The sequence below is a fragment of the Roseovarius nitratireducens genome (genome assembly GCF_002925845.1).
GTDB classification, from domain to species: Bacteria; Pseudomonadota; Alphaproteobacteria; order Rhodobacterales; family Rhodobacteraceae; genus Roseovarius; species Roseovarius nitratireducens.
This window is the reverse complement of sequence record NZ_PDNI01000074.1, coordinates 25,696-51,343: the sequence shown is the minus strand read 5'-3', so window position 1 is coordinate 51,343 and position 25,648 is coordinate 25,696. Positions and strand designations below refer to the sequence as shown.

Here is a 25,648-nt window from a genome sequence, read left to right as displayed (position 1 = left end):
CGATGTCCATATCCGCCGCCTTCAACAATGCCCTGAGCGGGCTGAACGCAAGCTCGCGGTTGACCGACGTGATCTCGGGCAATCTCGCGAATGCGCTCACGCCCGGTTATGCCCCGCGCGAGCTTGGCCTGCAGGCGCAGGGCACACGCGGCGGTGTGGAAGTGACTGGCGTGACGCGCCACGTCGATCCGGTGCTTCTCGGAGATCGGCGACTTGCCGACAGCGCACTGGCCGATGCACAAACGCGCGCTGGCTTTGCCGCCTCCGTCGAGCGTGCGCTGGGTCTGCCGGGCGAGGGCGGCAGCATTGCGGACCGGCTCGCCGCATTCGAGGCGGCCATCGTCTCGGCCTCGTCCAGGCCCGAGGACGATACACGGCTGGGTGCGGTGCTGAACGAGGCGACGGCGCTCGGCGCGGCGCTGAACGGTGCGGGACGGCAGGTCGAGACCCTGCGCAGCCGGGCCGATGCCGATATCTCCGATACCGTTGAACGGCTCAATACCGGCCTTGCACGGGTGGCCGAGATCAACACGCAAATCGTCGTCGCGCGATCCTCGGGCCACGACACGGCATCGCTCGAGGATCGACGGCAGCAGGCGATCGATTCGATCTCCGAACTGGTCCCCATCCGGCAACTTGAGCGGTCTCGGGGAGAGATCGCCCTGGTTTCTACCGGCGGTGCGCTGCTGCTCGACGGGCGCCCGGCGCGGATCGGCTTCGAGGCGACACCGCTGGTGGCGGCGCACATGACGGTGCAGAACGGGCTCCTCTCCGGGCTCGAGATCGGCGGGTACCCGGTGCCAACCGGCACGGGCGGCCCGCTCGCAGGCGGACGGCTTGCGGCACTCATCGACAACCGCGACGCGCTCGGGCTCGACGCGCAACGCGGGCTCGACGCGCTCGCTCGCGACCTCGTCGAGCGGGTCGAGAGCCTCACTCCGCCACCATCACCAGGGGTCTTCACCGATGCCGGAGCCCGCTTCGACCCCGCGACCGAGGCGGGGCTCGCCGGGCGGATCGCGATCAACCCCGCGGTCGATCCCGAGCGTGGCGGCGCGCTCTTCCGGCTACGCGTCGGACCGGATGCCGCGAGCCCCGGGACCCCGGCGGACGCCCCGTATCTCGCGGCGCTCGGCAATGTGCTGTCGGCGCGCCAGGCACCGGCACCGGGCGAGATGCAGCGTGATCTCTCCGGTCATGCCGCCCAGCTTTCGAGCCGGGTCGCGCAGGCACGGCTGACGGCCGAGAATACGACAAGCTTTGCCTCCGGACAGGCCGGAGAACTGCGCGAGCTGGAACTGCGCGGCGGCGTGGATAGCGATGCAGAGTTGCAGCGGCTGTTGCTCGTGGAGCAGGCCTTCTCGGCCAATGCCCGCATGATCCAGACGCTCGACGACATGATGCAAACCCTTCTGAGGATATGACATGGCCCTGCAATCAATCGGTGATCTCGCCCAAGGCTTCGTTTTGCGACAGCAGGGCGCACATCTTGCCCGCGAGACGACCCGCCTGACCCGCGAGGTGTCGACGGGCCGCACCACGGACACCGCGAGGCACCTGTCCGGCCATCTTGTTCCTCTGGCGGATGTCGAGCGGGCGCTCACCCTGGCGGATACGCATCGGGACGTGGCGCGAATCGCTTCGGTGGACGCGGAAATCATGCAGACGGCGCTCGGCCGCGTGGCGGAGAGCGGCGAGGCGCTTGCCCAAGCGGCACTCACAGCCGGTTCGGTCGGCGGAGCGATACAATCTACCGTCCTCGCACAGGGGGCGCGCGCCGCCCTGTCGACGATGATCGGGGCGCTCAACACCACCTCGGCGGGCCGCGCCCTGTTCGGCGGCGACCTGGCTGATCGCTCGCCACTCGCCGATACCGACACGCTATTGCAGGAACTGCGCACGGTGCTGACGGCAGCCCCAGACGCAACTACATTGCGGAGCGAGCTTGATGCCTTCTTCGATGCACCGGGCGGCGGGTTTTCCACGGTGGTTTATCGTGGTGGACAGGCGCCGGCGGCGGCTTTTGCGCTCGGTGCGGGAGAGACCGTCGCGCTGCGCATCCACGCAGACGATGCCGCATTGCGAGGCCAGATCAAGCAGGCGGCGATGCTATCACTTCTCGACGACCCGGCTCTCGCGCTCGGCCACGAAGACCGCGCCGCGCTTGTCCGCGACATGGGTACGGGGCTTCTCTCCGGGCAGGACGGGGTAACGCGGCTGCGCGCGCAGCTCGGTTTTGCCGAGGAGCGGATCGCGCAGGCCCGGAGCCGAATCGACGCCGAGATCACAAGCCTTGGGATAGCGCGCAACGATCTCGTCTCGGTAGATATCTTCGAGAGCGCGACGGCGCTCGAACAGGTGCAGTCTCAACTGGAGACACTCTATACCATCACCGCGCGCACCGCGCGCCTCAATCTCGCGAGTTTCCTGTCATGACGCCGCCGTTGCGCACGATCCTGGCCTTGTTGCTGATGTGCCTCACGACAGTCCATGCCGCCGGCGCCGGTACGGTCCGGATCAAGGACCTTGTGGAGTTCGACGGGGTGCGCGGCAACGATCTGCTTGGCTACGGGCTTGTCGTCGGGCTCAACGGAAGCGGCGACGGCCTGCGCAATTCGCCGTTCACCGAGGAGCTCATGTCCAACATTCTCGAGCGGCTCGGGATCAATGTCACAGGCGAGCAGTTCCGCCCCAAGAATGTCGCCGCCGTGCTCGTCACCGCGGCGCTGCCACCGTTTGCCCGCGCAGGTAGCCAGATCGACGTGACGGTCTCGGCCATCGGCGATGCCAAGAGCCTGCTGGGCGGCACGCTGGTAATGACGCCGCTCAACGCCGCGGACGGCCAGATCTATGCCGTGGCACAGGGCACGATCATCGCCGGTGGGGCGTCTGCCGAGGGCGAGGCGGGTAGCGTTGTGCAGGGCGTGCCGACATCGGGAACCATCCCTTCCGGGGCTCGGGTCGAGCGCGAGGTGGATTTCGATTTCGCAGGGTTGGAAAGCCTGCGGCTCGCGCTGCGCGAGCCGGATTTCACCACCGCGGCCCGAATCGAGCGCGCGATCAACGGTGTCATGGGCCGACCCGTGGCGCTGATGCTCGATTCTGGCACCGTGCGGCTCGATATCACGGAGATGCGCGCGCGCTCGCCCGCACACGCGCTCGGTCGGGTAGAGAATCTGATGGTCGAGCCGCAGCGCAAGGCACGTGTCGTGGTCGACCAGAGATCGGGCACCATCGTGATGGGACAAGATGTGCGCATCTCGCGCGTCGCGGTCTCGCAGGGCAACCTGACCCTGCGCATCCAGGAGACCCCGCTCGCCATCCAGCCCAACCCGTTCGCACGGGGCGAGACGGTGGTTGTGCCGCGCACCGAGGCCGAGATCGACGAAGAGCCGGGCATCGGCCTGGCGGAGGTGCCCGAGGGCACATCGCTCGCCGAGGTGATCGCCGGGCTGAACGCGCTCGGCGTCGCGCCGCGCGACATGATCGACATCCTCAAGAGCATAAAGGCCGCTGGCGCCCTGCACGCCGAGTTCGTCGTTCGCTGAGCGCGCTCAGACGACCACGTCGATCTCGGTCTGCGCGCCGACATCGAAGACCCGGCGATAGCGGGCAATCTCGTCCGGCGGTCCCATCGCCTTGCGGGGATTGTCCGATAGCTTCACGGTCGGGTGCCCCTCGGCAGAAACGGCCTTGCAGACAAGCGAGAAGGGCGCGAGCGCGTCGCCACGGGTGAGACCCCGAAAATCGTTGGTAAGCAGCGTGCCCCAGCCGAAAGATGTGCGCACCCGACCCGCGAAACGCTGGTGAAGTTCGGAAATGCGTGCCACGTCCAGCCCGTCGGAGAAGATGATCATCTTGTCGCGGGGGTCTTCGCCATGCGCTTTCCACCAGTCGATCGCGGCCTCTGCCGCCTCTTCGGGCTGGCCGGAATCGATACGGATACCCGTCCAGCCTGCGAGCCAATCAGGCGCGTGCCGCAGGAATCCCTCGGTGCCGAACGTGTCGGGCAGGATGATGCGAAGGTTGCCATCGTGCTCCTCGTGCCAGTCGGCGAGCACCTTGTAGGGTGCGCGGGCAAGCTCGGCGTCGGTCTCTGCAAGCGCGGCATAAACCATCGGCAATTCGTGCGCGTTGGTGCCGATCGCCTCAAGATCGCGATTCTTGGCGATCAAGCAGTTCGAGGTGCCGACGAAGCCGTCGCCAAGCCCCTCGCGCATGGCCTGCACGCACCAGTCCTGCCAGAGAAAGGAATGCCGCCGCCGCGTGCCAAAATCGGCGATGCGGAGGCCCTCGAGAGGGCGCAGGAGTTCGACCTTTTCCCACAGTTTGGTCATGGCGCGGGCATAGAGCACCTGAAGCTCGAATTTCTTCATGTCGCTGAGCACCGGACGAACGCGCAGCTCCATCAGCACGGCGAGCGCGGGGATTTCCCACAGCATGACCTCGGGCCACTTGCCCTCGAAGGTGAGTTCGTACTGACCGTCGCGCCGCTCGAGGTGATAGGGCGGCAGACGCAACCCCTCGAACCAGTCCATGAACTCGGGTGTGAACATCTGGCGTTTGCCATAGAAGGTATTGCCTCGCATCCACGTGCTCTCACCGCGCGAGAGCGACAGGGTGCGGATGTGATCCAGTTGTTCGCGCAATTCGCCCTCGTCCACGAGATCGGCAAGCCGGACCGAGGTGGTGCGGTTGATAAGCGAGAAGGTCACGTTCGTGTCGGGCCTGTTCCGGCGCACCGTCTGGCACATCAGCAGCTTGTAGAAATCGGTATCGATGAGCGAGCGGACGATGGGATCCATCTTCCAGCGGTGGTTGTAGACACGGGTGGCGATATCGACCATCGGGCGGCCTCCGGGCTGGGCAACGCGACGCTTAAATCAAAGCGGTGCCGTGGGTGCAAGACTGAGCGTGTCGGCCAGCCTCTGCCAGTCGTCCTCCCAGCCGCTGCCCTCGATGCCGGGCAGGCGGATCATCCATATCTCCATGTCCAGCGCCGGAACGTCGCGACCGAGATGCACGAGCCGACCCGCCAACAGGTCTTCGCGTGCCATGGATTCGGGCAGCCACGCCACCCCGATCCCCCGCCGAGCATATTCGTGCGCGGCAAGCGTGAGCGCCGTCTCGGCGCAGCGGCGCAACCGTCGGTCCGGCCCTATCCGCGGCAGAAGCGCCCGGTCCATCACCTGCCCGAGAAAGACATCGCCGGGATAGCCGATATAGGGAAGGTCACTGCCGGTAAGCAGGCCGGGTGCAGCCACCGGGATGAGCCGCTCGGGGCCGAGCGACACGCGCTCGAACGCGCCGCCGAGGGCGAGCGGCGCGATCTGGGGCACGTCGTAGACCACGGCAAGATCGGCCTCGGCGGCGAGGAGCCGCAGCAGGCAATCCTCGCGGTTCTCCGAGCGCACGCGCACGGGCCGCGCCTGTCCCTCGGTCAGCGCGGCGACGATGGCCGGGGAATGGGTGGTGGTGATCGCGTGCTGGCAAGCCAGCGTCAGGCCCCGCGCGCCGCCGCTCTGTGCCAACCCGTCGCGCAACTGTCGCAGTTGCGCCGCGAGGCTGCGCATCGCAGGCAGGTGGGGCACGATCTCGGGCAGGAGCGTCAGCGGCTTGTGCCGGCGTTCGAACAACGGCACGCCGAGCGCAGCCTCTATTACACGCAGCCGTCGGGTGAGCGCCGGCTGGCTGACATGGCGCAACTCGGCGGCGCGCGCCAGTGATCCGGCATCGGCCACGGCGAGGATATCATCAAGCCACTCCAGACGCATATTGCATATCTCGCATAATCCTTGGCAGGATTGGCATTGGACGAGCAAAATGTCACGCCATAATATCCCTCAAACGCATATTACCTGGAGGCCGCCATGCATCTCGCCCGCTTTCCCCGCCACTTTCTCGCGCACCTGCCCACGCCGCTCGAACGGCTCGACCGGCTGAGCGCCGAGCTGAGCGGCCCGGAAATCTGGATCAAGCGCGACGATTGCACGGGTCTCAGCACCGGGGGCAACAAGACCCGCAAGCTCGAGTTCCTGATGGCCGAGGCCGAGGCGCAGGGCGCCGACATGGTGATGACCCAGGGTGCCACGCAATCCAACCATGCCCGCCAGACCGCCGCCTTCGCCGCCAAGATGGGAATGGATTGCCATATCCTGCTGGAGGACCGGACCGGCTCGAACAACGCCAACTACAATAACAACGGCAATGTCCTGCTCGATCATCTGCACGGTGCCACGACCGAGAAGCGACCCGGCGGCGGCGACATGAATGCCGAGATGGAGAAGGTGGCCGAGCGTTTCCGCGCCGAAGGGCGGACGGTTTATACTATCCCCGGCGGCGGGTCGAACCCCACCGGCGCGCTCGGCTATGTCAACTGCGCGTTCGAGATGCTGGGGCAGTTCAATGACCGGGGCCTCAGGGTCGATCACATCGTTCACGCCACCGGCAGCGCCGGTACGCAGGCGGGGCTGATTACGGGACTGAAGGCGATGAACGCGCAAATCCCGCTCCTTGGCATCGGGGTGCGCGCGCCCAAGCCCAAGCAGGAGGAGAACGTCTATAACCTCGCGTGTGCGACGGCGGAAAAGCTGGGCTGTCCGGGCGTGGTCAATCGCGAGGACGTGGTCGCCAATACCGATTACGTGGGCGAAGGCTATGGCATCCCCACCGAAAGCGGTATCGAGGCGATCCGCATGTTCGCGGAACTCGAGGCGATCCTGCTCGACCCGGTCTATTCGGCCAAGGGCGCGGCGGGCTTCATCGACCTGATCCGCAAAGGTCATTTCAAGAAGGGCGAGCGCGTGGTGTTCCTGCATACCGGGGGCGCGGTCGCGCTCTTCGGATACGACAACGCCTTTGACTTCTCGGGGCGCTGGACAAGCTGAACCCGCCCACCACCGACGCAAGAGGAAAGCCCCGCCGCGAAGCGGGGTTTTCCATGCCCGCCATATCCGCTAAAGCGCGGAGTAACCCGGCATTGCAGGCGGAAAGATCCATGAAATTCACACTGTCCTGGCTAAAAGATCACCTCGACACCACGGCGACCGTGGACGAGATCGTCGAGACGCTGACCGATCTCGGCCTCGAGGTGGAAAGCGTGAGCGACCCGGCAGCACGGCTGCGCGATTTCACCATCGGCAAGGTGATCAGCGCCGAGAAGCATCCCGATGCAGACAAGCTACGGGTCTGCCAGGTGGCGACCGCTGCAGGCGAGACGCAGATCATCTGTGGTGCGCCCAACGCGCGCGAGGGCATTACCGTGGTCATCGCCAGTCCCGGCGTCTACGTGCCGGGCATCGACACCACCATCGGCGTGGGCAAGATCCGCGGCATCGAGAGCCACGGCATGATGTGCTCGGAGCGCGAGATGGAGCTCTCGGACGAGCATGAAGGCATTATCGAACTGCCCTCGGGCGAGATAGGCGAGCGCTTTACCGACTGGCTGGCGGCAAACGACCCGGCCAAGGTGGACCCGGTGATCGAGATCGCCATCACGCCGAACCGGCCCGACGCGCTCGGCGTGCGGGGGATTGCGCGCGATCTGGCGGCGCGGGGTCTTGGCACGCTGCGGCCCGCCGCGACGGCGGATATCGAGGGGCAGTTCACCTGCCCCATCGGCATCACCATCGACGAGGACACGGCCGAGGGTGGCTGTCACGTCTTTGCCGGGCGTCTCATCCGAGGGGTGCAGAACCGGCCCTCGCCCGCCTGGCTTCAGGACCGTCTGCGCGCCATCGGGCTGCGGCCCATCTCGGCGCTGGTCGATATCACCAATTTCTTTACCTATGACCGCAACCGCCCGCTCCACGTCTTTGATGCGGACAAGATGGCGGGCAATCTGCGGGTGCATCGCACCAAGGGTGGCGAAACGCTGACCGGCCTCGACGAGAAGGAGTATACCTTTGGCCCTGGCCAGGTGGTGATCTCGGACGACACCGGCATCGAGAGCATCGGCGGTATCATGGGCGGGCTGGCGACCGGTTGCACGGGCGAGACGGTCAATGTGTTTCTCGAGGCAGCGGTTTGGGACCATATCCAGATCGCGATGACCGGCCGCGCGCTGCGGATCAATTCCGACGCGCGCTATCGCAACGAGCGCGGCATCGACCCGGCCTTCAACATGGAGGGACTGGATCTCGCAACCCAGATGATCCTCGATCTGTGCGGTGGCACCCCTTCCAACAGGGTGGTGGCTGGAAAGGTGCCAGACACGGCCCGCGCCTACCGGCTCGATCCCGCGCGGGTGCGCTCGCTCGTCGGCATGGAGATCCCCGAAAGTGATCAACGCCAAACCCTGACGGCGCTCGGCTTTCGGCTCGAAGGCAGCATGGCGCATGTGCCGAGCTGGCGGCCCGACATTATGGGCGAGGTGGACCTCGTCGAGGAGGTGGCACGGATCGCGTCGCTCACGCGGCTCGAGGGACGACCGATGGCCCGGGTGCAGCCGGGCGTGCCCAAGCCGATCCTCAGCCCGATGCAGAAGCGTACACAGATCGCGCGGCGCAGCGCGGCGGCGCTCGGTTACAACGAATGCGTTACCTACAGCTTCATCGACCGTGAGGCAGCGGCGCTCTTCGGCGGGGGTGATGACGCCAGCCGGCTCGCCAACCCGATCAGTTCCGAGATGAGCCATTTGCGCCCGGCATTGCTGCCCGGCCTGTTGCAGGCGGCGGCGCGCAACCAGGCGCGCGGGATCATGGACATGGCACTGTTCGAGGTGGGACACGTCTTTCATGGCGGCGAGCCGGACGAACAGGGCCTGCTGGTGAGCGGAATCCTCGTGGGCCAGACCAGTCCCAAGGACGTACATGGCGGCGCGCGCGCCGCCGACCTCTACGACGCCAAGGCCGATGCCGAAGCGATCCTCGCGGGCATGGGCGCACCGGCCAAGGTGCAGATCCTGCGCGGGGCGGGCGACTGGTGGCACCCGGGGCGGCACGGCATGATCTGCCTCGGGCCTAAAAAGGTGCTGGGCGTGTTCGGCGAGTTGCACCCGCGCGTTCTGCGCGCGCTAGACGTGAAGGGGCCAGTCGTCGCCTACACGCTCTACCCGCAAGAAATCCCGCTGCCGCGCAACACATCAGCCTCACGCGGTGCGCTTGGGGTCAGCGATCTTCAGGCCGTCGAACGCGACTTCGCCTTCGTGGTGGACGCCGGGATCGAGGCGGCGACGCTGGTCAATGCCGCAACAGGCGCAGACAAGGCGCTCATCGAGCGTGTGCGTGTTTTTGACGAATTCATCGGCGGCAGCCTGGGCGAAGGCAAGAAATCGCTCGCCGTGACGGTACGGATGCAGCCGCGTGAGAAGACGCTCACCGAGGCCGAGATCGAAGCGGTTTCGGCCCGGATCGTCGAGAAGGTGCAGAAAGCCACGGGCGGCGTGCTACGCGGCTGACAAGGGGAGGAACAGATGCTGAGAATCTATCTTTCGGGCGAGATCCACACCGACTGGCGCGACCGGATCATCGCCGGGGCCAAGGAGCTCGATGTCGAGTTTTCGAGCCCGGTGACAGATCATGCGGCGAGCGACGATTGCGGGGTCGCGATCCTCGGGGACGAGGCGGACAAGTACTGGCACGATCACAAGGGCGCGATGGTCAACGCCATCCGCACGCGCAAGGGGATCGCGGAGGCCGATATCGTGGTGGTCCGCTTCGGCGACAAGTACAAGCAGTGGAACGCCGCCTTTGACGCGGGCTATGCCGCGGCGCTTGGCAAGTCGCTGATCGTGCTGCAACCGCCCGAGCACGACCACGCGCTCAAGGAGGTGGACGCCGCCGCGCTCGCCGTGGCGCGGGAGCCAGAGCAGGTCGTCGATATCCTGAGATACGTTCTGGACGGCACGCTGCGCGGTTAGCTGCGCACCACGTAGACCGAGCATTCGGCATGCGTCACGACGTGGCTCGCCGTGGTCCCGAGCAGGTAGTCCTGCACCTTGGGGTTGGCGGATTCCATCACGATCAGATCGACCTTGCGCTCGTCGGCGAGTTTGACGATCTGGCGGTGCACCGCGCCCTTGCGCACGATCAATTCGACATCGACGCCTTCAGCGGGATGGGCAGCCACGAATTTCTTGAGCTCCTCACCCCAGTAAACGTCTGAATTATAGATGTTCATGTTGCGCTCGATCTCGGGCGCGACGGTGGCCACGATGAGCTTGGCCCCGCGCCGCTGCGCCATTTCCACGGCCTCGCTATAGGCGTTGTACTCAACCTTCACGTGACGCAGGTTGACGGGGCATAGAATAAGGCGGGTCTGGCGGGGCATGGGGCCTCCGGAATTTGCGCTGTGGCGGGACGCTATCAGATTCGTCCGTGTCCCGCGCCCCTGTTGCGACTCATCACGGGCAGTGGCGACCTGCAGCGGCGGATCAGCGGCAGTTTCCACTTTCCTTCCCCGGAATTTCGCGCGACGAAACCTCATGCCGATTCTCGCATTTCTCCGCGACAACGCGCCGTGGCTCACGGCGGGGGTGCTGCTCACCTTTCTGTCGAGCTTTGGTCAAACCTATTTCATCTCGGTTTTTGCCGGAGAAATCAGGGGCGTGTTCGATCTCAGCCACGGGCAGTGGGGCGGTATCTATAGCCTCGGCACTACCGCCTCGGCGCTGGCGATGGTCTGGGCCGGGGGGCTGACGGACCTGTTTCGCGTGCGCGTTCTTGCGCCCATAGTGCTTGTCGCGATGATGCTCGCCTGTCTCGCGATGGCACTTAACCCGGTGTGGTGGCTTTTGCCGGTGATCGTGTTCGCGCTGCGCTTTACCGGGCAGGGGATGATGAGCCACCTCGCCGTGGTGGCGATGGCGCGCTGGTTCGTGGCCAGCCGGGGCAAGGCGCTGTCGGTGGCGACGCTGGGCAACGCGCTCGGCGAGGCGATCCTGCCGCTGACATTCGCGTCGCTGCTCATCGCGCATGACTGGCGCAGCCTTTGGATCGTGGCGGCGGCGATCGCGATCCTTGGCGTCCCGTTCCTGCTGCTATTGCTGCGGCGCGAACGCACACCGCAAAGCTGGGCGCAGACCAGCCAGTCGCTCGGGATGGACGGGCGGCACTGGACGCGGGGGCAGGCGCTGGGGCACTTCCTGTTCTGGTTCATGGTCCCAGCGCTGCTTGGGCCCTCGGCCTTCAACACGGCGTTCTTCTTTCACCAGGTGCATATCGCCGAGGTCAAGCAGGTCTCGCATGTGGAACTGGTCGCGATGTTTCCTGTTTATACGGCGGTCGCGGTCGGTGCGATGATGCTGTCGGGCCTCGCCCTCGACCGGCTGGGCACGGCGCGGGTGCTGCCGTTCATCCAGATCCCGATGATCGCCGCGTTCCTGTTGTTCTCGGTTTCTGAGGGGCCGCTCGTGCTTCTGGCAGGGTTTGTCATGCTGGCGCTGACCACGGGGGCCAATAGCATCGTGCCCAACGCGTTCTGGGCGGAATTCTACGGCAGCGCCAATATGGGACGGATCAAGGCGATGGCAGCGGCGATTATGGTGTTCGGCACCGCGCTTGGACCGGGTATAACCGGGCTGGCGATCGACCTCGGGATCGGGATCGAAGCGCAGTTCGTCGTCATCGCCGGCTATTTCGCCTTTACCACGGTGATGATGATGATCGGCGTGGCCCGCGCGCGACCGGCGCTAGCGCCGACGCCGTAGATAGACGTAATAGGCCCCGCCCCCACCGTGGCGGATATGCGCCTCGGTCACCTGCAACACCAGCGGCCCGAGCGGCGGAAGGCGCAGCCATTGCGGCACGTTATGGCGCAGCACGCCGTGGCGCACCGGGATCGGCCCGCCACTATCGCGATCCTTGCCCTTGCCGGTAACGACGAGCACCAGCCGCTTGCCCGCGCCATGCGCGCGCAGCATGAAGCCGACGAGCGCGCCATGCGCCTGATCGAGGGTCATGCCGTGCAGGTCGAGCTTGGCCTCGGGGCTGAGCTTGCCCCGCTTGAGCCGTTGGAAAGACTTGCGATCCATCGCCACGGGCGCCGAGGCAATCCTCTCGGCGATACCCGGCAGAACATCGTGACGCGAGTCGTCGCCCTGCGCCGCCGCGCCCAGGCGGAATAGAGGGAGGGAGAGGCTCTCCTCGGGAGGCGGGTTAGCCGTCTTCGGCGAGTTGGCGGGCGTCATCGTCGTCTGCTTGCGCCTTCGGCCGAGCGGCTCGGTACGGCGCGCGACCTCTTGCCAGAGCGCCATCTCGTCGGGACGCAATTGACGCTTGCGGGTCATTGGAACGGGTCCGTGAGCATGGCATAGGCCCGCTGGATCGGCATGAGCACCAGCATCCGCCCGCCATCGCGCAGCTTTCCGGCCCGTCGGCCCGCCGCGTCGCCGGTACCGAAGAAGATGTCCGCGCGTTGCGGCCCGTTGATGGCCGAGCCCGTATCCTGCGCGATCATCAGGCGGTGCATTGGGTCGCGCCCATCCTTTTCGATCCAGACCGGCGCGCCCAGGGGCACATGGCCCGGATCGATCGCGATCGTGCGCCCCGGTGTCACCGAGCGATTCATCGCGCCCAAGGGGCCGCGCTCGGGCGGCACTTCGTCGATCCGGCGAAAGAACACGTAGGAGGGGTTGTGAAAAAGCAGCTCCTTGCCGGCGACGGAATTGCGCCGCACCCAGTTCTTGATGACTTGCGCCGATACCTGGTGGGCCTTGTAGATACCCCGCTGCACGAGCTCGACCCCGATGGAGCGGTAAGGATGGCCGTTCGACCCCGCATATCCCACCCGGATCACGCGTCCGTCGGGCAGGCGAATGCGTCCCGATCCCTGGATCTGGAGAAAGAACAGCTCCACCGGGTCATCCACCCAGGCGATCTCGAGGCCCCGCCCTGCCATCACGTTGCTGGAGAGAATCTCGCGGCGCGAGAGCCAGACGCTCGCGTCCCGCGCCTCTGGTGGCATCCGGTAGACGGGATGGCGATAGCGCGCGTCAGGACGAAGGGAGCCGGAGAGCTCGGGCTCGAAATAGCCGGTGAACAATGCCGACCTGCCATCGCTGATGAGGACGGGACGGAAGAACAGCTCGAAGAAGGTGCGCGGTTCTGGTCCCGTCTGCGCCAGCGCGCAGAGCGCCTGCCAATCCGCCCCCGTCATGTCGGGGCATGTCTCGAGAAACACCGACAGCGCGGCGGCGTGATCGTCATTGGGCCATCGCGGCAGGTCGGAAAAATCGGCGACCTCGTGGCGGATATCCGCCGCCGTGGCCGGACCGGCCGACGACAGCGCCAGCATGAGAAGTATCGCGCGAAGCGCCCCGGTCATTCGCCCGTTGCGACGAGCCGCCAGTTTGGATCACCCGCACCCATGATGCGCTCGTAGGTCCAACTGTCCTTCTGCCGCTTGCTACGCCCCGGCTCGCCCTCGACAATCTCGCCGTTGGCGTTGCGCACCACGGTGATGAGCTCACCGACATAGTGCACGTCGATTTCGGCGCGGCGGGCGTCGGTGTCAAAGCGGGCATCGGCGATGGATATATGTCGGGTGCCGATGAATTCCGCCTCAACCGTCAGCCCCTGTTGCTGGCGCGCGTCCACGACCTCGGCAAAGGCTTCGTAGACATCGGGCGACAGGAAGGGCGTTACCTCGTCGAGCGTGCCTCGCTCGAAGGCCATGAGAATCATCTCGTAGGCACCGCGCGCGCCTTGAAGAAAATCGGTCACGCCGAAATCAGGTTCGATGCGCTTCATCTCGGCCAGCGCGGCGGCGGCGTCGGAATCTTCGGGGACGTTGTCGGTGATGTCACGGTCAGGGCCACCTTCGATGACCTCGAACCCATGCCTCTCGGCGGCCTTTTCGACGGGTTTGGTGCGCGGGGAGCCCTCAAAGCCGTCCCGCGTGCCGAGAACGCTCTTCAGCCGAAGGATGAGAAAAATGGCGATGCCAGCGAGCACTAGCAATTGCAGGATCGGCGAATTCATGAGCACCTCTTGTCGTGCGGGGCATGGCAGGCTGTCTCTTGCGTCCTTATGTAGGTGACGCAAGGGGCCAAGTCCACCACAAGGCTCTTGAAAGGAAGGGGTGTGCCAATGTGGCTTCTGATTGCGTTCATCGCCGTGCCGCTGATCGAGATCGCGCTGTTCATCGAAGTTGGCGGGGCAATCGGTCTGTGGCCGACGCTGGCGGTCGTGGTGCTGACCGCCGTGATCGGCACCGCGCTCTTGCGCAGGCAAGGGTTGGCCGAGATGAACCGGCTGCGCGCCGCGCTTGACGGACATGGTGATCCGTCGGCGCCGCTGGTGCATGGCGCGATGATACTGTTTGCCGGGGCGCTGCTGCTGACGCCGGGGTTCTTTACCGATGCGGTCGGCTTTGCATTGCTGCTGCCGCCGGTGCGCAACTTCGTCTTTGCCCGGATACGCGAGCGGATCGTGGTTCACGGCACGCGCGGTGGCGATGGCGGCACCCCGGCCCGGCCCGACATCATCGAAGGCGACTACGAAACCATCGACCCGGCCGAGCGCGGTACCTCTCGCTGGACAAGGCATTGAGGCCGATACAACCGCCTGCTAAGCACTGCCGCAGCCAATTTTCACCAGGAGACACCGATGGCCGATCAGGATAACGGCGCCGACCAACAGACAGCCGACAGTGCAACGGCACCGCATATGCGGATGCAGATTCTCACGCAGTTCGTGCGCGATCTCTCGTTTGAGAACGTACTTGCACAGCGGGGCACCGGCGGCGAGGTCCAGCCCGATGTGCAGGTGTCGGTCAATCTCGATGCCAAGAAGCGATCCACCGAGCATCAGTACGAGGTGGCGTGCAAGCTTAACATCACCTCGCGGAACAAGGAAAGCGAGGAGGTGCTGTTCGTCATGGAGATGGAGTATGTCGGCGTGTTCCACATCGAGGGCGTGCCCGACGACCAAATCCATCCCTACCTGCTGATCGAGTGTCCGCGCCAGATGTTCCCGTTCATGCGCCGCATCGTCAGCGACGTGACCCGCGACGGCGGATTCCCGCCGCTCAACCTCGAAAGCATAGATTTCGTACAGCTTTACCGGCAGGAAATCGCGCGCAGGCAGGCTGCGCAATCCCAGACCTCCGACGCCTGAGCCGCGCACGCCGGGCCCCCGCGTCGCGGGGCCCGGCATTCAGCCCTCCAGCTTGGCGCGCAACTCACGCAGTACCGGCAGGCTCGAACGCACGCGATCCTCACCAAGATCGGCAATCAGGTCCGACACCATCGGGGTAATGGCCGATAGGGCGGCGTCACGCGCCATGCGCCCGGGGCGGCTGATCGAGACCATCTTGCGACGCGCATCCTCCCAGTCGGGGCGGATATGGACGTACCCCGCCCACTCTAGCTTGGACAACGTGTTGGTCATGGCGCCGCGAGTGACGTGAAAGCTCTTGGCCAGTTGCGCCGGGCTCCGCTCTTCGCCGGTGCGGGCAAGGTGGTTGAGCACCGCGAAATGCGAGATTTCCATTCCCTTGGGCAGAACACGGCTAAGCCGCGAGCGAATCAGTTGATCGTTCGTCAGGATCTCGCTGAAAAGCGCGACCGCGAGGGAATTGCTCTGCGTTTCTTCCATTCAGGGGCCATCGAAATCCCGGTCATGGCGCAGCGACGGCACGCGCCTGCGAGCTTGTGCCACCTCCGAGAGGTCGAGATCAACCGTGATGATCCCCGCCTCGGTGCCACCATCGGCGATCACCTCGCCCCACGGACCGATCACAAGACTGTGCCCGTGAGTGCGCCGCGCCTGCCCCCGGCTGGCCGTGTGGGTGCCGGTCTGCGCGGGCGCGAGCACGAAACACCCGGTCTCGATGGCACGCGCACGCAGCAGACTTTGCCAATGGGCGGCGCCGGTTACATGGGAAAACGCCGCCGGGACGGTCAGGATCTCGGCCCCCGCCTGCGCCAACCCGCGATAGAGGTGGGGAAACCGCACGTCGTAACAGATGCTCAACCCCATCTTGCCCCAGGGCGTGTCAGACAGCACCGCGCGGGTGCCGGGGCGAAAGCCGTCGGATTCGCGATACGTCTCCTCGGGGCTCACATCCACGTCGAACATATGAATCTTGTCATAACGTGCGCGGATCGCGCCATCGTCCCCGATGAGGAAAGACCGGTTGGCAAAGCGCCCGTCGGGATCATCGGTCTTGAGCGCGAGAGAGCCGATGAGCAGCCAGACCCCGAGCCGTTCCGCCTCTGCGCGCAGCGTGGCCAGCGTGGGGTCGTCCGATTCGTGGTTCAGGACCGCCCGTTGATGGGTGCGGCTGGTCGAGATGCAATTCGTCACCTCCGGCGTCAGAATGATCTCTGCCCCGTCCGCCGCCGCGTCCTCCATCCACGCACGCACCACGGCGAGGTTATCAACGGGATCATCGCTCGACGTGAGTTGTAGAAGCGCGGCGCGCATGGCTCACCCCTGCAAAAGCGTGTCGAGCTTGCCCGCACGATCGAGCGCATAAAGCTCATCGCAGCCGCCGACATGGGTCTCGCCAATAAAGATTTGCGGCACAGTGTGGCGACCGCTCGCGCGGCCCATCATCTCGGCCTTGCGCTTGGGTTGTGCAAGCACGTTGATTTCTGAGAAGGCGGCTCCCTTCTGTTTCAGGAGCCGCTTGGCAGCATGGCAGAAGCCACAAAGCGGTGAGGTGTATATCTCGATCTGGGGCATGTGTCGTCCTGTGTCGTCCTGTCCTGTTCTGACAGGAACTTAGGCATCCCTGACAGCGCGCGCCAGTGCGAGAATGCACACGTCATCCGCCCCGGCCGCGAAACACGCCTGTGCCGCCGCCGAGAAGGTTGCCCCCGATGTCATCACGTCATCCACCAGAAGCACGCGCGCGCCGCGCATCGCATCGGCATGGCGCGGGTTGGGGCGGATCGCGCCGTCGAGCGTCGCGTGGCGTGCGGCCCGGTCGAGCCCCTTGAGGCTCCGCGTCCGCCGCTGCCGGAACAAGAGATCGGGCACATTTGTCAGCCCGGTTTCCCGCGCAAGCGCATGCGACAGCAGCGCCGACTGGTTGAATCGCCGCGTGAGCAACCGTGTCCAATGCAGCGGCACCGGCGCGATCACCATGCCGGGCAAGAGCATCGGCTGCGCGCTCCGCGCGAGCCATTTGCCAGCGGGATGGGCCACGTCGTGCCGGTCGCCATGCTTGAGCGCCAGCGTCAGACGCCGCCCGTTCGCGTCATAGCGCAGCGCCGCCCGCCCGCGCGTCCAGGGCCGCGCGCTGACAAGGCAATCGTCGCAGTGCTCCGTATCCACGCCCGCATCGCCGGGCAGCGGCGCACCGCACAGGTCGCATACCAGCCCAGTGATGAACGGCGTGTCACGCCAGCACGCCCCGCACAGGCCAAACGCATCATCCACCGCCACGCCGCACAACGTGCAGCGCGGCGGATAGACGAGACGAACTGCCATTTGTAAAGCCGGGTGCGCCATTCTATTTTCCCCCCATGAGCCAAGCCAAGCTGACCGACCGCCCCGCCCTCTTGCGCCAGCGCGCCCGTGCGCTGCGTGCACCCGAGACATTCCTGCACGAGCTTGCCGCCGAGGAGATCGAGGATCGGCTGCGGATGGTTAACAGATCCTTTACGGCTCCGGCCCTCATCACCGGTTTTCCGGATTTCTGGCGGGCGCGGCATCCCGATGCGACCGTGGTCGCGGATGACGAGACGCTGACACTGCGGCCCGGGGCGCATGATCTGGTGATCCATGCGTTGTGCCTGCACTGGGCGGACGACCCGGTGGGTCAACTCGTGCAGGCGCGCCGCGCGCTCTGCCCGGACGGGCTCATGCTCGCGGTGCTGTTCGGCGGGGGCAGCCTGCAGGAATTGCGCGCCGCGCTTGCGCAGGCCGAGGCGGACGTGACCGGGGGGCTGTCGCCGCGCGTCCTGCCGATGGGGGATATCCGCGATCTCGGCGCGTTGTTGCAGCGCGCCGGGTTCGCGCTGCCGGTGGCCGACAGGCTGCCGCTCGACCTGCGCTATGCGGACGCGCTCGCGCTCATGCGCGAGCTGCGCGCCATGGGCGAGACCAACGCGATGGACGCGCGCCCGCGTGGCGCGCTGCGGCGCGACGTACTGGCACGGGCTCGCGACATCTACGCGCGGGACTTCGCCCATCCCGAGGGCGGGGTCCGCGCCAGCGCCGAGATGGTCTTTCTGACCGGCTGGGCCCCGGACCCGAGCCAGCCGCAGCCGCTGCGCCCCGGGTCGGCCGCCGCGCGGCTGGCGGATGCGCTGGAAACACGGGAAAATCCCCTCGAAGATTGACCTCGCTCGCGTAACCATTATGTCAGCGGTGATCCGTGCAAAGGAACCTCTGCGCCATGCTCGATGCCAACCGCGACGCGACGCGACCCAGCCACGCCCCCGCCGACCACCCCAAGGTGCCACGCGCCAAGACCGGCATTCTCCTGGCCAATCTCGGCACGCCGGATCACTACAGCTATTGGCCGATGCGCCGCTATCTCAACGAGTTTCTTTCGGATCGCCGTGTGATCGACTACGCGCCGTGGAAATGGCAGCCGCTGTTGCAGCTTGTCATCCTCAGCAAGCGACCCTTCACCTCGGGCGCCGCCTACAAGTCGATCTGGAACGAGGAGAAGGGCGAGAGCCCACTGATGACCATCACGCGCGATCAGACCGAGAAGCTCGCGCATGCAATGAAGACGCGGTATGGCGACGACGTGATGGTCGATTTCTGCATGCGCTATGGCAGCCCGTCCACGAAATCCAAGGTGCGCGCGCTGACCGAGGCGGGTTGCACCCGCATCCTGTTCTTCCCGCTCTATCCGCATTACGCGGGCGCCACCTCGGCCACGGCCAACGATCAATTCTTCCGCGCGCTGATGCGGGAAACATGGCAGCCGGTGGCGCGGGTGGTCGAGCCGTATTTCGAGCATCCCCTCTATATCGAGGCGCTCGCGCAGTCGGTGGAGCGCGCCTATGCAGTGGCGGAGACGCGGCCGGAGATTCTGGTTGTGTCCTATCACGGGATGCCCAAGCGATACCTGATGCAGGGAGACCCGTATCACTGCCAGTGCCAGAAGACGACGCGGCTCTTGCGCGAGCGTCTCGGCTGGGAGCAGACGGAAATCACGACCACGTTCCAGTCGGTCTTTGGCCCGGAGGAATGGCTCAAACCCTACACGGTGAACGAGGTTGCCCGCCTCGCGCGCGAGGACGGCAAGAAGCGCATCGCGGTAATGGCTCCTGCCTTTTCCGCCGATTGCATCGAGACGCTGGAAGAGATCAACGAGGAAATCCGCGAAAGCTTCGAGGAGGCGGGCGGCGAGGAATTCACCTATATCCCGTGCCTCAACGATGACGAGGCGCATATAACGGCCCTGTCGGCCATCGTGGAAAAGAATCTCGCCGGTTGGCTCGATTGAACGTCACTGGCGGAATGCGGACATGAAAAAAGGCAGCACCGAAGCGCTGCCTTTTCTCTTGTTACGAAAGACCGGATCAGTCGGCGATGACAACCGCGGCGACGATTGCCAGAAGCACCAGCGGCACCCAAACAGCGGCAGCAGACGAGCTGGCGTTGGTTTCTTCGACGATGACCGGAGCCTCGACCACAGGCTCTTCCAGGTTTCCAGCGAAACCTGTGGATGCAGCGGCGGAAAAGGCAGCAGCGAGAACGAGTTTTTTCATCATAATCCTCCAGATGCGGGCTTGGTCATCACAGAAACGACCAAGCGCCCAAGACTTACCTCGTAACTTTTTCTAATCAGCAAATCGTGAAGAATGCAAACTCAACTTGCCACTTGATGCACATTTGCCGCCGCGATTTTGTCAAATAAGCAACACCTGCGTGCCGACCTTGGTGAGCGCGAACAGCTCCTGGATGTGCTCGTTATAAAGCCCGATGCACCCGTTCGATGATCGCCGCCCAATCTTGCGCGTGTCATGCGTGCCGTGGATTCGGTAGTAGGTCCAGCTCAGATAGAGCGCGTGGGTACCCAGCGGGTTGTCGGGCCCCGGCGGAACGTAGGCGGGCCAGTCGGGGTTACGCTTGAGCATCGACGGCGTGGGCCGCCAACTCGGCCCTACGACCTTGCGCACAACTCGTGTGCGTCCTCGACGGGTCAACTCGTCCGTCAGCGGCACGGAGGACGGGTAAAGCTTGTAAGTCTCGCCGTCCTCGTCCCAGTAATGCACCGCCCGCGAATCGGTGTCGCACAAGATCGCGCCATTCCGGAGGTTAGAGAAATAAGGCTTCCAGTCGAGCATGCGGAACGCCGAGATGTTGCGCCGTACCGACTCTGTGACCTCGCTCTCAATTTCGACCGTACCATCACCATCGACATTCTGGGCCAGCGCGGGCGCGCCGATCATTGCCGCGCTGCCGGCGAGAAATGCGCGCCGCTTCATCTTTTCCGGGATGTATGACGACATCGTTTTCACTCCACCTGCCTTGTCACCTTGGCGCATAATATATGGCTTTCAGGACGCAGTCGCAAATCAAACAAGCGCGAAGATGCTATATCAGGCTCATGCCGGTTTGAAAAATCGTGCAGGGCGGGCTAAAGCAGGTTTTCGTAACAGGCTCGGGTGGCACAGCAACATGATACGCGTATTCGCTCTTCTTATGGTCTCCGTTCTGGCGCTGTCGGCCTGCGCTGCGCCGCCGTCGCCACCTCAGATGGGGCCCGACGGCAAGCCGCTGCCGCGGGTCTACCGGATATCGCTGGGCGATACCCGCGAGATCCGGTTCCGGATGCTGGATGCGGTCAATTCCCTGCGCGAGGCCGCCGGTGTCAGCCCGCTCGTTCTCGATGACAAGCTGACCGCCGCCGCCGCGACCCATTCCCGCGACATGTCGGTGCAGGAGCGCCCGTGGCATTTCGGCTCCGACGGCTCTTCACCGCTCGACCGGGTAAAGCGCGTCGGCTACCAGGGAGAATTCATCGGCGAGACGATCTCGGAGACCTACGAGAGCGAGCTCCAAACCCTCGCCGCCTGGATGGAGGACGATGTCACGCGCCGCGTCATACTTTCGCCCGAGGCACGCCGAATGGGCTTTGCCTGGCACCAGGATCGGGGCGGCAAGCTGTGGTGGACGCTGACACTAGGGGCCTGATCATCCATATAGGGTGATCGGCGTGCCGTTGCGGACCATGGCGTAGATATCCTCTATCTCGCGATTCTTGACCGAGATGCAGCCTGCGGTCCAATCCGACTTGAGAAATGCGAACGTCGTCGCCTCGCCGTGAATGAAGATGTCGCCCCCCGGGGACTTGCCGAGCTCACGGGCATAGGCGATGTCCGCCTCGTTGGGATAGGAGATGCCGAGCGAGAGGTGATAGGCGCTGTCGGGGTTGCGCCGGTCGATGAGATAATCGCCCTCCGGCGTCTTGCCGTCGCCCTCGAACTGCTTGTGACCGTCGGGCGCAAAGCCCAGGTCGATCTTGTAGCGTTTCAGCGTACTGCCTTGATGCAAAAGGAACATTTCGCGCGCGCCCTTGTCGACGATGACGCGGGTGACCTCGGGGCCGCGATAGGTGCGAAACTTCGATGGCCCGGCGCATCCTGCAAGCGCGGCGGCACCGGCGAGAAGGGTGAAACGTCTGGTGATATTCATGGGTTTGCCCACACTGCCGACCTCTGGATTTTTTTCTGAATATACCGGATTCGTCAAAAATTGCCTAGCTGTATCGTGTCGGTATCGTGTCGGTATCGCGTCAGTGCAGATGAAAGCCCGCGACCAACTCGACATGCGCCGACCAGCGGAACTGATCGACCACGCGCACCGGCCCCATTCGATACCCCGCCGCCAACAGCGCACCGGCATCGCGGGCAAACGTCATCGGGTTGCAGGAGACATGGGCAATGAGCGGCACGCCCGAACGCGCCAGTTCGGCGATCTGCGCCTCGGCCCCGGCGCGCGGAGGGTCGATCACCACGGCGTCAAACTGAGCCAAATCCTGCGCATCGAGCGGGCGGCGAAAGAGGTCGCGCACCTCGTGGGTGACGGGCCGCAGCCCCTGCGCGTGGCGCGCGGCGTGATCGAGCGCGGCGATCATCCCGGGCGCGCCCTCGACCGCGTGCACCGCCGCGCGCCGCGCCAGTGGAAAAGTGAAGGTGCCGCAGCCCGCAAAGAGATCGGCCACGCGGCGCGCCCCGTCGAGAAGCGCCAGCACCTCGGCCACCAGCGCCGATTCGCCCTCGGCTGTCGCCTGAAGAAAGGCGCCGGGCGGGGGCACAACCGGCACCCCGGCAAAATCGTGCACCGGCGCGCGGCGGGTGAGCACAGTTTCGTCCTCCCAGGCCAGCCGCGCCAGATCATGCCGCTCGGCCAGCGCGGCGAGCGACAGGCGCAAGGGCCCGTCGAGCGGCTTGCCGCCCGCGACCGCCAGATCGAGACCGGCACGCGACAGCGTCGCCGTGACCGCGATTTCGGCCTTGCGGCTCGTCCCGGTGAGCGCGAGATCGCGGGCAGCGGCAAGCGCGGGCATGAGATCGCGGTGAAGCAGGTGGCAGTCGGGCACCTCGACCACCTGATCGCTGGCCCGCGCGTGAAAGCCCGCCAGCGCGCCGGATTTCGTGCGCCGCGCCGCCAGAACCGCGCGGCGGCGCGAAGCGGGGGGCGAGGTCAGAACGGGAGCGATCTCGGCCTCGATACCGCGCCCGCGCAGGGCGGCGCGCACCTGCTCTGCCTTCCACTCCGCCACGAAGCCGTCAGAGGCGTGCTGAAGCTGGCAGCCGCCGCATTGCGCGAAATGGCGGCAAGGGGCACGGACGCGATCGGACGAGGGCGTGAGGATGCGGATATCGGTGAGGCGCTGGCCATCGGGCGTGCCGCTCACCTCCTCGCCCGGCAGGGTGCGCTCCGCGAAGAGCGGTCCGTCGGCCACGCCGTCGCCCCGCACGCCGAGCCGCAGGATGCGGTGCGTGCTCACAGCAGGTCCTCGCGGCGCAGGGTAAAGCCCGAGGCGATCCAGCGAGCCTCGATCTCGGACAGGCGGCGGCCGAGGTCGGCGCCGGAATGCTCTGGCATCAGGTCGGCGGCGCGGACCGGGCACACCGCCGCCGCGCCGCGCCTGATGTCGTCGAGTGCGTCCGGCGCAAGCGGGGAGCCAAGGAGCGCCGCACGCAGGAGCACGATATCGGCCCCCTCCCCGGCCCCGAAGCGATAGCCGATCTCGGCGGTGGACATGCCGCTCTCGATCCCGTCGCGCAGGCGGGACAGCCGTCGGCCTTCGGCGCGCGAGAGGCGCAGCCGTTCTGACGCATCCTCGCCGCCCAGCGCGGCAAGACGGCGGAGGGCGTCGGGGGCCGTCTCCGTTTCCGCCTCGAGGTGGACGAGCGGGGCAAGTGCCGCCGCGTCGGCCCCCGGCAGGATCGCCCCGAGCACGCCCGCGGCCTGCATCGCCGCAACCGAGGGCGCTGGATCGGGGGCGGCCAGCAGCTTGCGCATCTCGGCCCCGACCCGCTCTCGCGAGAGGGCGGCAAGGCTGTCGCGGGCGGCGGCGCAGGCAGCGAGCCCGTCAGGATCGAGGCCACCCTGCGGATCGCCGTAGCAGGCGTGAAAGCGGAAGAATCGCAGGATGCGCAAGGTATCCTCGCGAATGCGCTGTGCCGGGTCGTCGATGAACCGCACGCGGCGCGCGCGCAGGTCGGGCAGCCCGCCAAGCGGGTCGAGCACATGGCCATCGCACTCGGCATAGAGCGCGTTCATGGTGAAATCGCGGCGGCGTGCGTCAGCCTCGATGCTATGGCCAAAGGCGACCTGCGCGTGACGTCCATACGTCTCTATATCGGTGCGAAAGGTGGTGACCTCATGCGGCAGCCCGCCCGAGACCACGGTGATCGTGCCGTGGTCGATCCCGGTCGGAACCGGCTTGAGCCCCGCCTCGTGCGCCAGCGTCATCACCGTTTCGGGATGCGCGTCTGTGGCGATGTCGATATCGCCCACCGGCACACCGAGAAGCGCGTTGCGCACGCAGCCACCGACGAACAGCGCCCTGTGGCCGCCAGCGGACAGCGCGTCAAACACCGCGCGTGTCTCAGGGCGCACGATCCAGTCATCCTCGATCCTCATGGCCGTCCCGCCATGTCGGCCATCACCCGCAGGATGCGGGCGGTCGCGCCCCAGATGTAATACGGTCCGTAAGGCACCGTGTAATAGCGCCGCCACGTCCCTTTCCAGCGGCGCTGCTCGACGCGAAAACGCGCAGGGTCGAGAACATGCGCAAGCGGGACAGCGAACACCTCGGCCACCTCGCCCGGCTCGGCCACGGGGCTGAAAGGGGTGGAGACACGGGCAAGCACCGGCATGACATCGAAACCTGTGACGGTCTCGTGGCGAGGCAGGTCGGCGAGAATCTCGACGGCGTCCGGGGTGAGACCGATTTCCTCGCGCGCCTCGCGCAGGGCGGTGGCGTGCAGGTCAGCATCGCCCTCGTCCTGCTTGCCGCCGGGAAAAGCGATCTGGCCTGGATGGTGCCGTAGCGCCGAAGAGCGCGTGGTCAGGATCACACGCGGTGCATCGCCGCCCGTCTCGACAGCGACGAGCACGGCCGCGGGCCGCAGCTTTCGCCCCTCGGGGAGCGTGATTCCGCGGTTGAGGTCGTAATCGGACGACCCCGCTCGCGGCGTGTCCGCCGCGTTCAGAATGCGGGTGAGGGGATCACTCGGTGTCACCCGGGGCCTCCGGGGCATCAAAGCCGAGGGTTTCAGGAGCGAGCCGGTAATGCGCCCCGCAGAACTGGCAATCGGCGGTGACGATTCCCTCTGCGGTGGTCATGCTGGCGATGTCGCGAGCCGAGTATATCGACAGGCTGTTGCGCACCCGCTCCTCGGAGCAGGTGCAACCGAAACGCACGGGCTGCGTCTCGAACACGCGGGGGCCTTCCTCGTGGAAGAGCCGCACCAGCAGGTCGGCCGGCGAGACGGACGGACCGATCAGTTCCAGCGTCTCGACCGTATCGAGAAGGTGATTGGCGCGGCCCCAGTTCTCGGCATCGTCGCCGTGCACGATGTCGCGCGCGGCGAGGAGCCCGCCCTTGCCCGAGCCGCCGTCCTTGGCGAAGGGCGAGGCCTTGGGCATGTGTTGCAGCATCACGCCGCCCGCGCGCCAATGCTCGGCACCGCCTTGCTCGGTGGACCTGCCGAAGCTGAGTGCGAACCGCGTGGGCAATTGCTCTGATTGCGCGAAATAGGCCTCGGCGCAGTTGCGCAGCGCCTTTCCGGCGATCGGGGTGATGCCCTGGTAGGGCGTCGTGCCCTGGCCCTGATCGAGGAGCACGGCGAAATAACCCTCGTCCAGTTGCGCGAAGGCGTCGCCGTCGCCGATCCTGTCCGGGTCGAAGCTGGCATAGGCACGCATGCGGGCCGGTTCGCCCTCGCGGGTGGGGGCGAAATAATCGCTGGCGATGCGGCGGACCCCGCCCTTGCTCTGAAGCTGGAGCGAGAGCTTCCAGCGCAGCTTTATCGTCTGACCAATGAGCGCCGTCAGGAGCGCCATCTCGGCGATCAGGGCCTCGACGGGGGGCGGGTAGTCGTGCTGTTTCAGGATCGCGTCGAGAACACCGTCGAGCCGCGCGACCCGGCCCCGGATATCCGCGTGATCTAGCTGGAACGGCAGGACCGTGTCGTCCCACGCTAACCTCTGTCCAAGCGTCATGGGCTTTCCTTCGCTGCGCGGTTTGGGCATATCGCGACGGGCAGGGCAGGACAAGG

At 65.9% G+C, this 25,648-nt stretch carries 29 protein-coding genes; 12 read left to right on the top strand and 17 right to left on the bottom strand.

Going from position 1 to position 25,648, the window contains the following annotated elements:
- Positions 1–2: 2 nt before the first annotated feature.
- The 3 genes from flgK to CRJ03_RS16605 are packed head-to-tail and all read left to right on the top strand — an operon-like array spanning position 3 to position 3,548.
- On the top strand, positions 3–1,424 hold the full coding sequence (gene flgK / locus CRJ03_RS16615) for a flagellar hook-associated protein FlgK (protein WP_104019991.1): 1,422 nt from the start codon (positions 3–5) through the stop codon (positions 1,422–1,424).
- 1 nt (position 1,425) lies between these two features.
- A complete protein-coding gene (locus tag CRJ03_RS16610; protein ID WP_104019990.1) occupies positions 1,426–2,436 on the top strand; it encodes a flagellin in 1,011 nt (336 codons plus the stop codon).
- The gene (locus CRJ03_RS16605) at positions 2,433–3,548 is read left to right on the top strand and encodes a flagellar basal body P-ring protein FlgI (RefSeq protein ID WP_104019989.1); all 1,116 of its coding nucleotides are present in this window, start codon (positions 2,433–2,435) and stop codon (positions 3,546–3,548) included. Before CRJ03_RS16610 ends, CRJ03_RS16605 begins: the two co-directional genes overlap by 4 nt.
- 6 nt (positions 3,549–3,554) lie before the next feature.
- Here CRJ03_RS16605 and pncB read toward each other — a convergent pair whose 3' ends face one another.
- Positions 3,555–4,847: a nicotinate phosphoribosyltransferase gene (gene pncB, locus CRJ03_RS16600; protein WP_104019988.1), complete on the bottom strand. Its 1,293-nt coding sequence runs from the start codon at positions 4,845–4,847 to the stop codon at positions 3,555–3,557.
- A 36-nt stretch (positions 4,848–4,883) separates the two neighbouring features.
- Positions 4,884–5,774 carry a LysR family transcriptional regulator gene (locus CRJ03_RS16595; protein WP_104019987.1) on the bottom strand — a complete coding sequence of 297 codons (891 nt, stop codon included), beginning with the start codon at positions 5,772–5,774 and terminating at the stop codon, positions 4,884–4,886.
- 96 nt (positions 5,775–5,870) lie between these two features.
- Here CRJ03_RS16595 and cuyA point away from each other — a divergent pair, with 96 nt between their 5' ends.
- The 3 genes from cuyA to CRJ03_RS16580 all read left to right on the top strand — a co-directional run bounded on the left by cuyA (position 5,871) and on the right by CRJ03_RS16580 (position 9,859).
- Entirely contained in the window at positions 5,871–6,887 is a 1,017-nt protein-coding gene (gene cuyA, locus CRJ03_RS16590; protein ID WP_104019986.1) for a D-cysteate sulfo-lyase, read from the top strand.
- A 110-nt stretch (positions 6,888–6,997) separates the two neighbouring features.
- Positions 6,998–9,397: a phenylalanine--tRNA ligase subunit beta gene (gene pheT / locus CRJ03_RS16585; protein WP_104019985.1), complete on the top strand. Its 2,400-nt coding sequence runs from the start codon at positions 6,998–7,000 to the stop codon at positions 9,395–9,397.
- A 15-nt stretch (positions 9,398–9,412) separates the two neighbouring features.
- Positions 9,413–9,859 carry a YtoQ family protein gene (locus CRJ03_RS16580; protein ID WP_104019984.1) on the top strand — a complete coding sequence of 149 codons (447 nt, stop codon included), beginning with the start codon at positions 9,413–9,415 and terminating at the stop codon, positions 9,857–9,859.
- On the opposite strand, the gene CRJ03_RS16575 is transcribed toward CRJ03_RS16580, so the two are convergent.
- The gene (locus CRJ03_RS16575) at positions 9,856–10,269 is read right to left on the bottom strand and encodes a universal stress protein (protein WP_104019983.1); all 414 of its coding nucleotides are present in this window, start codon (positions 10,267–10,269) and stop codon (positions 9,856–9,858) included. The genes CRJ03_RS16580 and CRJ03_RS16575 overlap by 4 nt on opposite strands.
- A 154-nt stretch (positions 10,270–10,423) precedes the next feature.
- Between CRJ03_RS16575 and CRJ03_RS16570 the strand changes: the two genes are divergently transcribed.
- Complete coding sequence (locus CRJ03_RS16570; RefSeq protein WP_206018389.1) at positions 10,424–11,647, top strand: MFS transporter; 1,224 nt, start codon at positions 10,424–10,426, stop codon at positions 11,645–11,647.
- Here CRJ03_RS16570 and CRJ03_RS16565 read toward each other — a convergent pair.
- From CRJ03_RS16565 to CRJ03_RS16555, 3 genes are read right to left on the bottom strand one after another with little or no spacing between them, the layout of a single operon-like run.
- On the bottom strand, positions 11,630–12,226 hold the full coding sequence (locus CRJ03_RS16565) for a Smr/MutS family protein (protein WP_104019982.1): 597 nt from the start codon (positions 12,224–12,226) through the stop codon (positions 11,630–11,632). The genes CRJ03_RS16570 and CRJ03_RS16565 overlap by 18 nt on opposite strands.
- A complete protein-coding gene (mltA, locus tag CRJ03_RS16560; protein WP_104019981.1) occupies positions 12,223–13,263 on the bottom strand; it encodes a murein transglycosylase A in 1,041 nt (346 codons plus the stop codon). Before mltA ends, CRJ03_RS16565 begins: the two co-directional genes overlap by 4 nt.
- Complete coding sequence (locus tag CRJ03_RS16555; protein ID WP_104019980.1) at positions 13,260–13,919, bottom strand: Tim44/TimA family putative adaptor protein; 660 nt, start codon at positions 13,917–13,919, stop codon at positions 13,260–13,262. Before CRJ03_RS16555 ends, mltA begins: the two co-directional genes overlap by 4 nt.
- A 108-nt stretch (positions 13,920–14,027) precedes the next feature.
- On the opposite strand from CRJ03_RS16555, the gene CRJ03_RS16550 reads away from it, so the two are divergent.
- Together CRJ03_RS16550 and secB are read left to right on the top strand one after the other, a co-directional pair.
- A complete protein-coding gene (locus tag CRJ03_RS16550; RefSeq protein ID WP_104019979.1) occupies positions 14,028–14,489 on the top strand; it encodes an FxsA family protein in 462 nt (153 codons plus the stop codon).
- Between the two features lie 57 nt (positions 14,490–14,546).
- On the top strand, positions 14,547–15,056 hold the full coding sequence (gene secB / locus CRJ03_RS16545; protein ID WP_104019978.1) for a protein-export chaperone SecB: 510 nt from the start codon (positions 14,547–14,549) through the stop codon (positions 15,054–15,056).
- 39 nt (positions 15,057–15,095) lie between these two features.
- On the opposite strand, the gene CRJ03_RS16540 is transcribed toward secB, so the two are convergent.
- From CRJ03_RS16540 to CRJ03_RS16525, 4 genes are read right to left on the bottom strand one after another with little or no spacing between them, the layout of a single operon-like run.
- Positions 15,096–15,536, bottom strand: coding sequence for a MarR family winged helix-turn-helix transcriptional regulator (locus CRJ03_RS16540; protein WP_104019977.1), 441 nt, complete (start codon positions 15,534–15,536; stop codon positions 15,096–15,098).
- Complete coding sequence (locus tag CRJ03_RS16535) at positions 15,537–16,367, bottom strand: carbon-nitrogen hydrolase family protein (RefSeq protein ID WP_104019976.1); 831 nt, start codon at positions 16,365–16,367, stop codon at positions 15,537–15,539.
- 3 nt (positions 16,368–16,370) lie between these two features.
- Positions 16,371–16,628, bottom strand: coding sequence for a glutaredoxin 3 (gene grxC, locus CRJ03_RS16530; RefSeq protein WP_104019975.1), 258 nt, complete (start codon positions 16,626–16,628; stop codon positions 16,371–16,373).
- Between the two features lie 39 nt (positions 16,629–16,667).
- Positions 16,668–17,378 (bottom strand): double zinc ribbon domain-containing protein, encoded by a 711-nt coding sequence (locus CRJ03_RS16525; protein ID WP_240611705.1) that lies wholly within the window; start codon positions 17,376–17,378, stop codon positions 16,668–16,670.
- Between the two features lie 35 nt (positions 17,379–17,413).
- Here CRJ03_RS16525 and CRJ03_RS16520 point away from each other — a divergent pair, with 35 nt between their 5' ends.
- Positions 17,414–18,232 carry a methyltransferase domain-containing protein gene (locus tag CRJ03_RS16520; RefSeq protein ID WP_104019973.1) on the top strand — a complete coding sequence of 273 codons (819 nt, stop codon included), beginning with the start codon at positions 17,414–17,416 and terminating at the stop codon, positions 18,230–18,232.
- Positions 18,233–18,288: 56 nt separating this feature from the next.
- Positions 18,289–19,353 carry a ferrochelatase gene (gene hemH / locus CRJ03_RS16515; protein WP_104019972.1) on the top strand — a complete coding sequence of 355 codons (1,065 nt, stop codon included), beginning with the start codon at positions 18,289–18,291 and terminating at the stop codon, positions 19,351–19,353.
- A 76-nt stretch (positions 19,354–19,429) separates the two neighbouring features.
- Here hemH and CRJ03_RS16510 read toward each other — a convergent pair whose 3' ends face one another.
- On the bottom strand, positions 19,430–19,618 hold the full coding sequence (locus CRJ03_RS16510) for a hypothetical protein (RefSeq protein ID WP_104020179.1): 189 nt from the start codon (positions 19,616–19,618) through the stop codon (positions 19,430–19,432).
- Positions 19,619–19,759: 141 nt separating this feature from the next.
- On the bottom strand, positions 19,760–20,362 hold the full coding sequence (locus CRJ03_RS16505; protein WP_104020178.1) for a L,D-transpeptidase: 603 nt from the start codon (positions 20,360–20,362) through the stop codon (positions 19,760–19,762).
- Positions 20,363–20,531: 169 nt separating this feature from the next.
- Between CRJ03_RS16505 and dalA the strand changes: the two genes are divergently transcribed.
- Positions 20,532–21,047, top strand: coding sequence for a divisome-associated lipoprotein DalA (gene dalA, locus CRJ03_RS16500; protein WP_104019971.1), 516 nt, complete (start codon positions 20,532–20,534; stop codon positions 21,045–21,047).
- On the opposite strand, the gene CRJ03_RS16495 is transcribed toward dalA, so the two are convergent.
- The 5 genes from CRJ03_RS16495 to hslO all read right to left on the bottom strand — a co-directional run bounded on the left by CRJ03_RS16495 (position 21,048) and on the right by hslO (position 25,592).
- A complete protein-coding gene (locus tag CRJ03_RS16495; protein WP_104019970.1) occupies positions 21,048–21,548 on the bottom strand; it encodes a L,D-transpeptidase family protein in 501 nt (166 codons plus the stop codon).
- Between the two features lie 100 nt (positions 21,549–21,648).
- Entirely contained in the window at positions 21,649–22,866 is a 1,218-nt protein-coding gene (locus CRJ03_RS16490; protein ID WP_104019969.1) for a class I SAM-dependent RNA methyltransferase, read from the bottom strand.
- The gene (locus CRJ03_RS16485; protein WP_104019968.1) at positions 22,863–24,008 is read right to left on the bottom strand and encodes a CCA tRNA nucleotidyltransferase; all 1,146 of its coding nucleotides are present in this window, start codon (positions 24,006–24,008) and stop codon (positions 22,863–22,865) included. The genes CRJ03_RS16490 and CRJ03_RS16485 overlap by 4 nt, the downstream gene beginning before the upstream one ends.
- Positions 24,005–24,628: a CoA pyrophosphatase gene (locus CRJ03_RS16480; RefSeq protein WP_104019967.1), complete on the bottom strand. Its 624-nt coding sequence runs from the start codon at positions 24,626–24,628 to the stop codon at positions 24,005–24,007. Before CRJ03_RS16480 ends, CRJ03_RS16485 begins: the two co-directional genes overlap by 4 nt.
- Positions 24,597–25,592 (bottom strand): Hsp33 family molecular chaperone HslO, encoded by a 996-nt coding sequence (gene hslO / locus CRJ03_RS16475; RefSeq protein ID WP_104019966.1) that lies wholly within the window; start codon positions 25,590–25,592, stop codon positions 24,597–24,599. Before hslO ends, CRJ03_RS16480 begins: the two co-directional genes overlap by 32 nt.
- Positions 25,593–25,648: the final 56 nt, after the last annotated feature.

Excerpts from the sequence above, each read along its gene's own strand:
- CRJ03_RS16570 (WP_206018389.1), top strand. The coding sequence starts at position 10,424 with ATGCCGATTCTCGCATTTCTCCGCGACAACGCGCCGTGGCTCACGGCG.
- cuyA (WP_104019986.1), top strand. The coding sequence starts at position 5,871 with ATGCATCTCGCCCGCTTTCCCCGCCACTTTCTCGCGCACCTGCCCACG.
- flgK (WP_104019991.1), top strand. The coding sequence starts at position 3 with ATGTCCATATCCGCCGCCTTCAACAATGCCCTGAGCGGGCTGAACGCA.
- mltA (WP_104019981.1), bottom strand. The coding sequence starts at position 13,263 with ATGACCGGGGCGCTTCGCGCGATACTTCTCATGCTGGCGCTGTCGTCG.
- pheT (WP_104019985.1), top strand. The coding sequence starts at position 6,998 with ATGAAATTCACACTGTCCTGGCTAAAAGATCACCTCGACACCACGGCG.
- CRJ03_RS16510 (WP_104020179.1), bottom strand. The coding sequence starts at position 19,618 with ATGAAAAAACTCGTTCTCGCTGCTGCCTTTTCCGCCGCTGCATCCACA.
- secB (WP_104019978.1), top strand. The coding sequence starts at position 14,547 with ATGGCCGATCAGGATAACGGCGCCGACCAACAGACAGCCGACAGTGCA.
- CRJ03_RS16610 (WP_104019990.1), top strand. The coding sequence starts at position 1,426 with ATGGCCCTGCAATCAATCGGTGATCTCGCCCAAGGCTTCGTTTTGCGA.
- CRJ03_RS16525 (WP_240611705.1), bottom strand. The coding sequence starts at position 17,378 with ATGGCAGTTCGTCTCGTCTATCCGCCGCGCTGCACGTTGTGCGGCGTG.
- CRJ03_RS16580 (WP_104019984.1), top strand. The coding sequence starts at position 9,413 with ATGCTGAGAATCTATCTTTCGGGCGAGATCCACACCGACTGGCGCGAC.
- CRJ03_RS16495 (WP_104019970.1), bottom strand. The coding sequence starts at position 21,548 with ATGAATATCACCAGACGTTTCACCCTTCTCGCCGGTGCCGCCGCGCTT.
- dalA (WP_104019971.1), top strand. The coding sequence starts at position 20,532 with ATGATACGCGTATTCGCTCTTCTTATGGTCTCCGTTCTGGCGCTGTCG.
- pncB (WP_104019988.1), bottom strand. The coding sequence starts at position 4,847 with ATGGTCGATATCGCCACCCGTGTCTACAACCACCGCTGGAAGATGGAT.
- grxC (WP_104019975.1), bottom strand. The coding sequence starts at position 16,628 with ATGCCCCAGATCGAGATATACACCTCACCGCTTTGTGGCTTCTGCCAT.
- hslO (WP_104019966.1), bottom strand. The coding sequence starts at position 25,592 with ATGACGCTTGGACAGAGGTTAGCGTGGGACGACACGGTCCTGCCGTTC.
- CRJ03_RS16520 (WP_104019973.1), top strand. The coding sequence starts at position 17,414 with ATGAGCCAAGCCAAGCTGACCGACCGCCCCGCCCTCTTGCGCCAGCGC.
- hemH (WP_104019972.1), top strand. The coding sequence starts at position 18,289 with ATGCTCGATGCCAACCGCGACGCGACGCGACCCAGCCACGCCCCCGCC.
- CRJ03_RS16480 (WP_104019967.1), bottom strand. The coding sequence starts at position 24,628 with ATGCCCCGGAGGCCCCGGGTGACACCGAGTGATCCCCTCACCCGCATT.
- CRJ03_RS16595 (WP_104019987.1), bottom strand. The coding sequence starts at position 5,774 with ATGCGTCTGGAGTGGCTTGATGATATCCTCGCCGTGGCCGATGCCGGA.
- CRJ03_RS16565 (WP_104019982.1), bottom strand. The coding sequence starts at position 12,226 with ATGACCCGCAAGCGTCAATTGCGTCCCGACGAGATGGCGCTCTGGCAA.
- CRJ03_RS16540 (WP_104019977.1), bottom strand. The coding sequence starts at position 15,536 with ATGGAAGAAACGCAGAGCAATTCCCTCGCGGTCGCGCTTTTCAGCGAG.
- CRJ03_RS16485 (WP_104019968.1), bottom strand. The coding sequence starts at position 24,008 with ATGAGGATCGAGGATGACTGGATCGTGCGCCCTGAGACACGCGCGGTG.
- CRJ03_RS16605 (WP_104019989.1), top strand. The coding sequence starts at position 2,433 with ATGACGCCGCCGTTGCGCACGATCCTGGCCTTGTTGCTGATGTGCCTC.
- CRJ03_RS16505 (WP_104020178.1), bottom strand. The coding sequence starts at position 20,362 with ATGTCGTCATACATCCCGGAAAAGATGAAGCGGCGCGCATTTCTCGCC.
- CRJ03_RS16550 (WP_104019979.1), top strand. The coding sequence starts at position 14,028 with ATGTGGCTTCTGATTGCGTTCATCGCCGTGCCGCTGATCGAGATCGCG.
- CRJ03_RS16575 (WP_104019983.1), bottom strand. The coding sequence starts at position 10,269 with ATGCCCCGCCAGACCCGCCTTATTCTATGCCCCGTCAACCTGCGTCAC.
- CRJ03_RS16535 (WP_104019976.1), bottom strand. The coding sequence starts at position 16,367 with ATGCGCGCCGCGCTTCTACAACTCACGTCGAGCGATGATCCCGTTGAT.
- CRJ03_RS16555 (WP_104019980.1), bottom strand. The coding sequence starts at position 13,919 with ATGAATTCGCCGATCCTGCAATTGCTAGTGCTCGCTGGCATCGCCATT.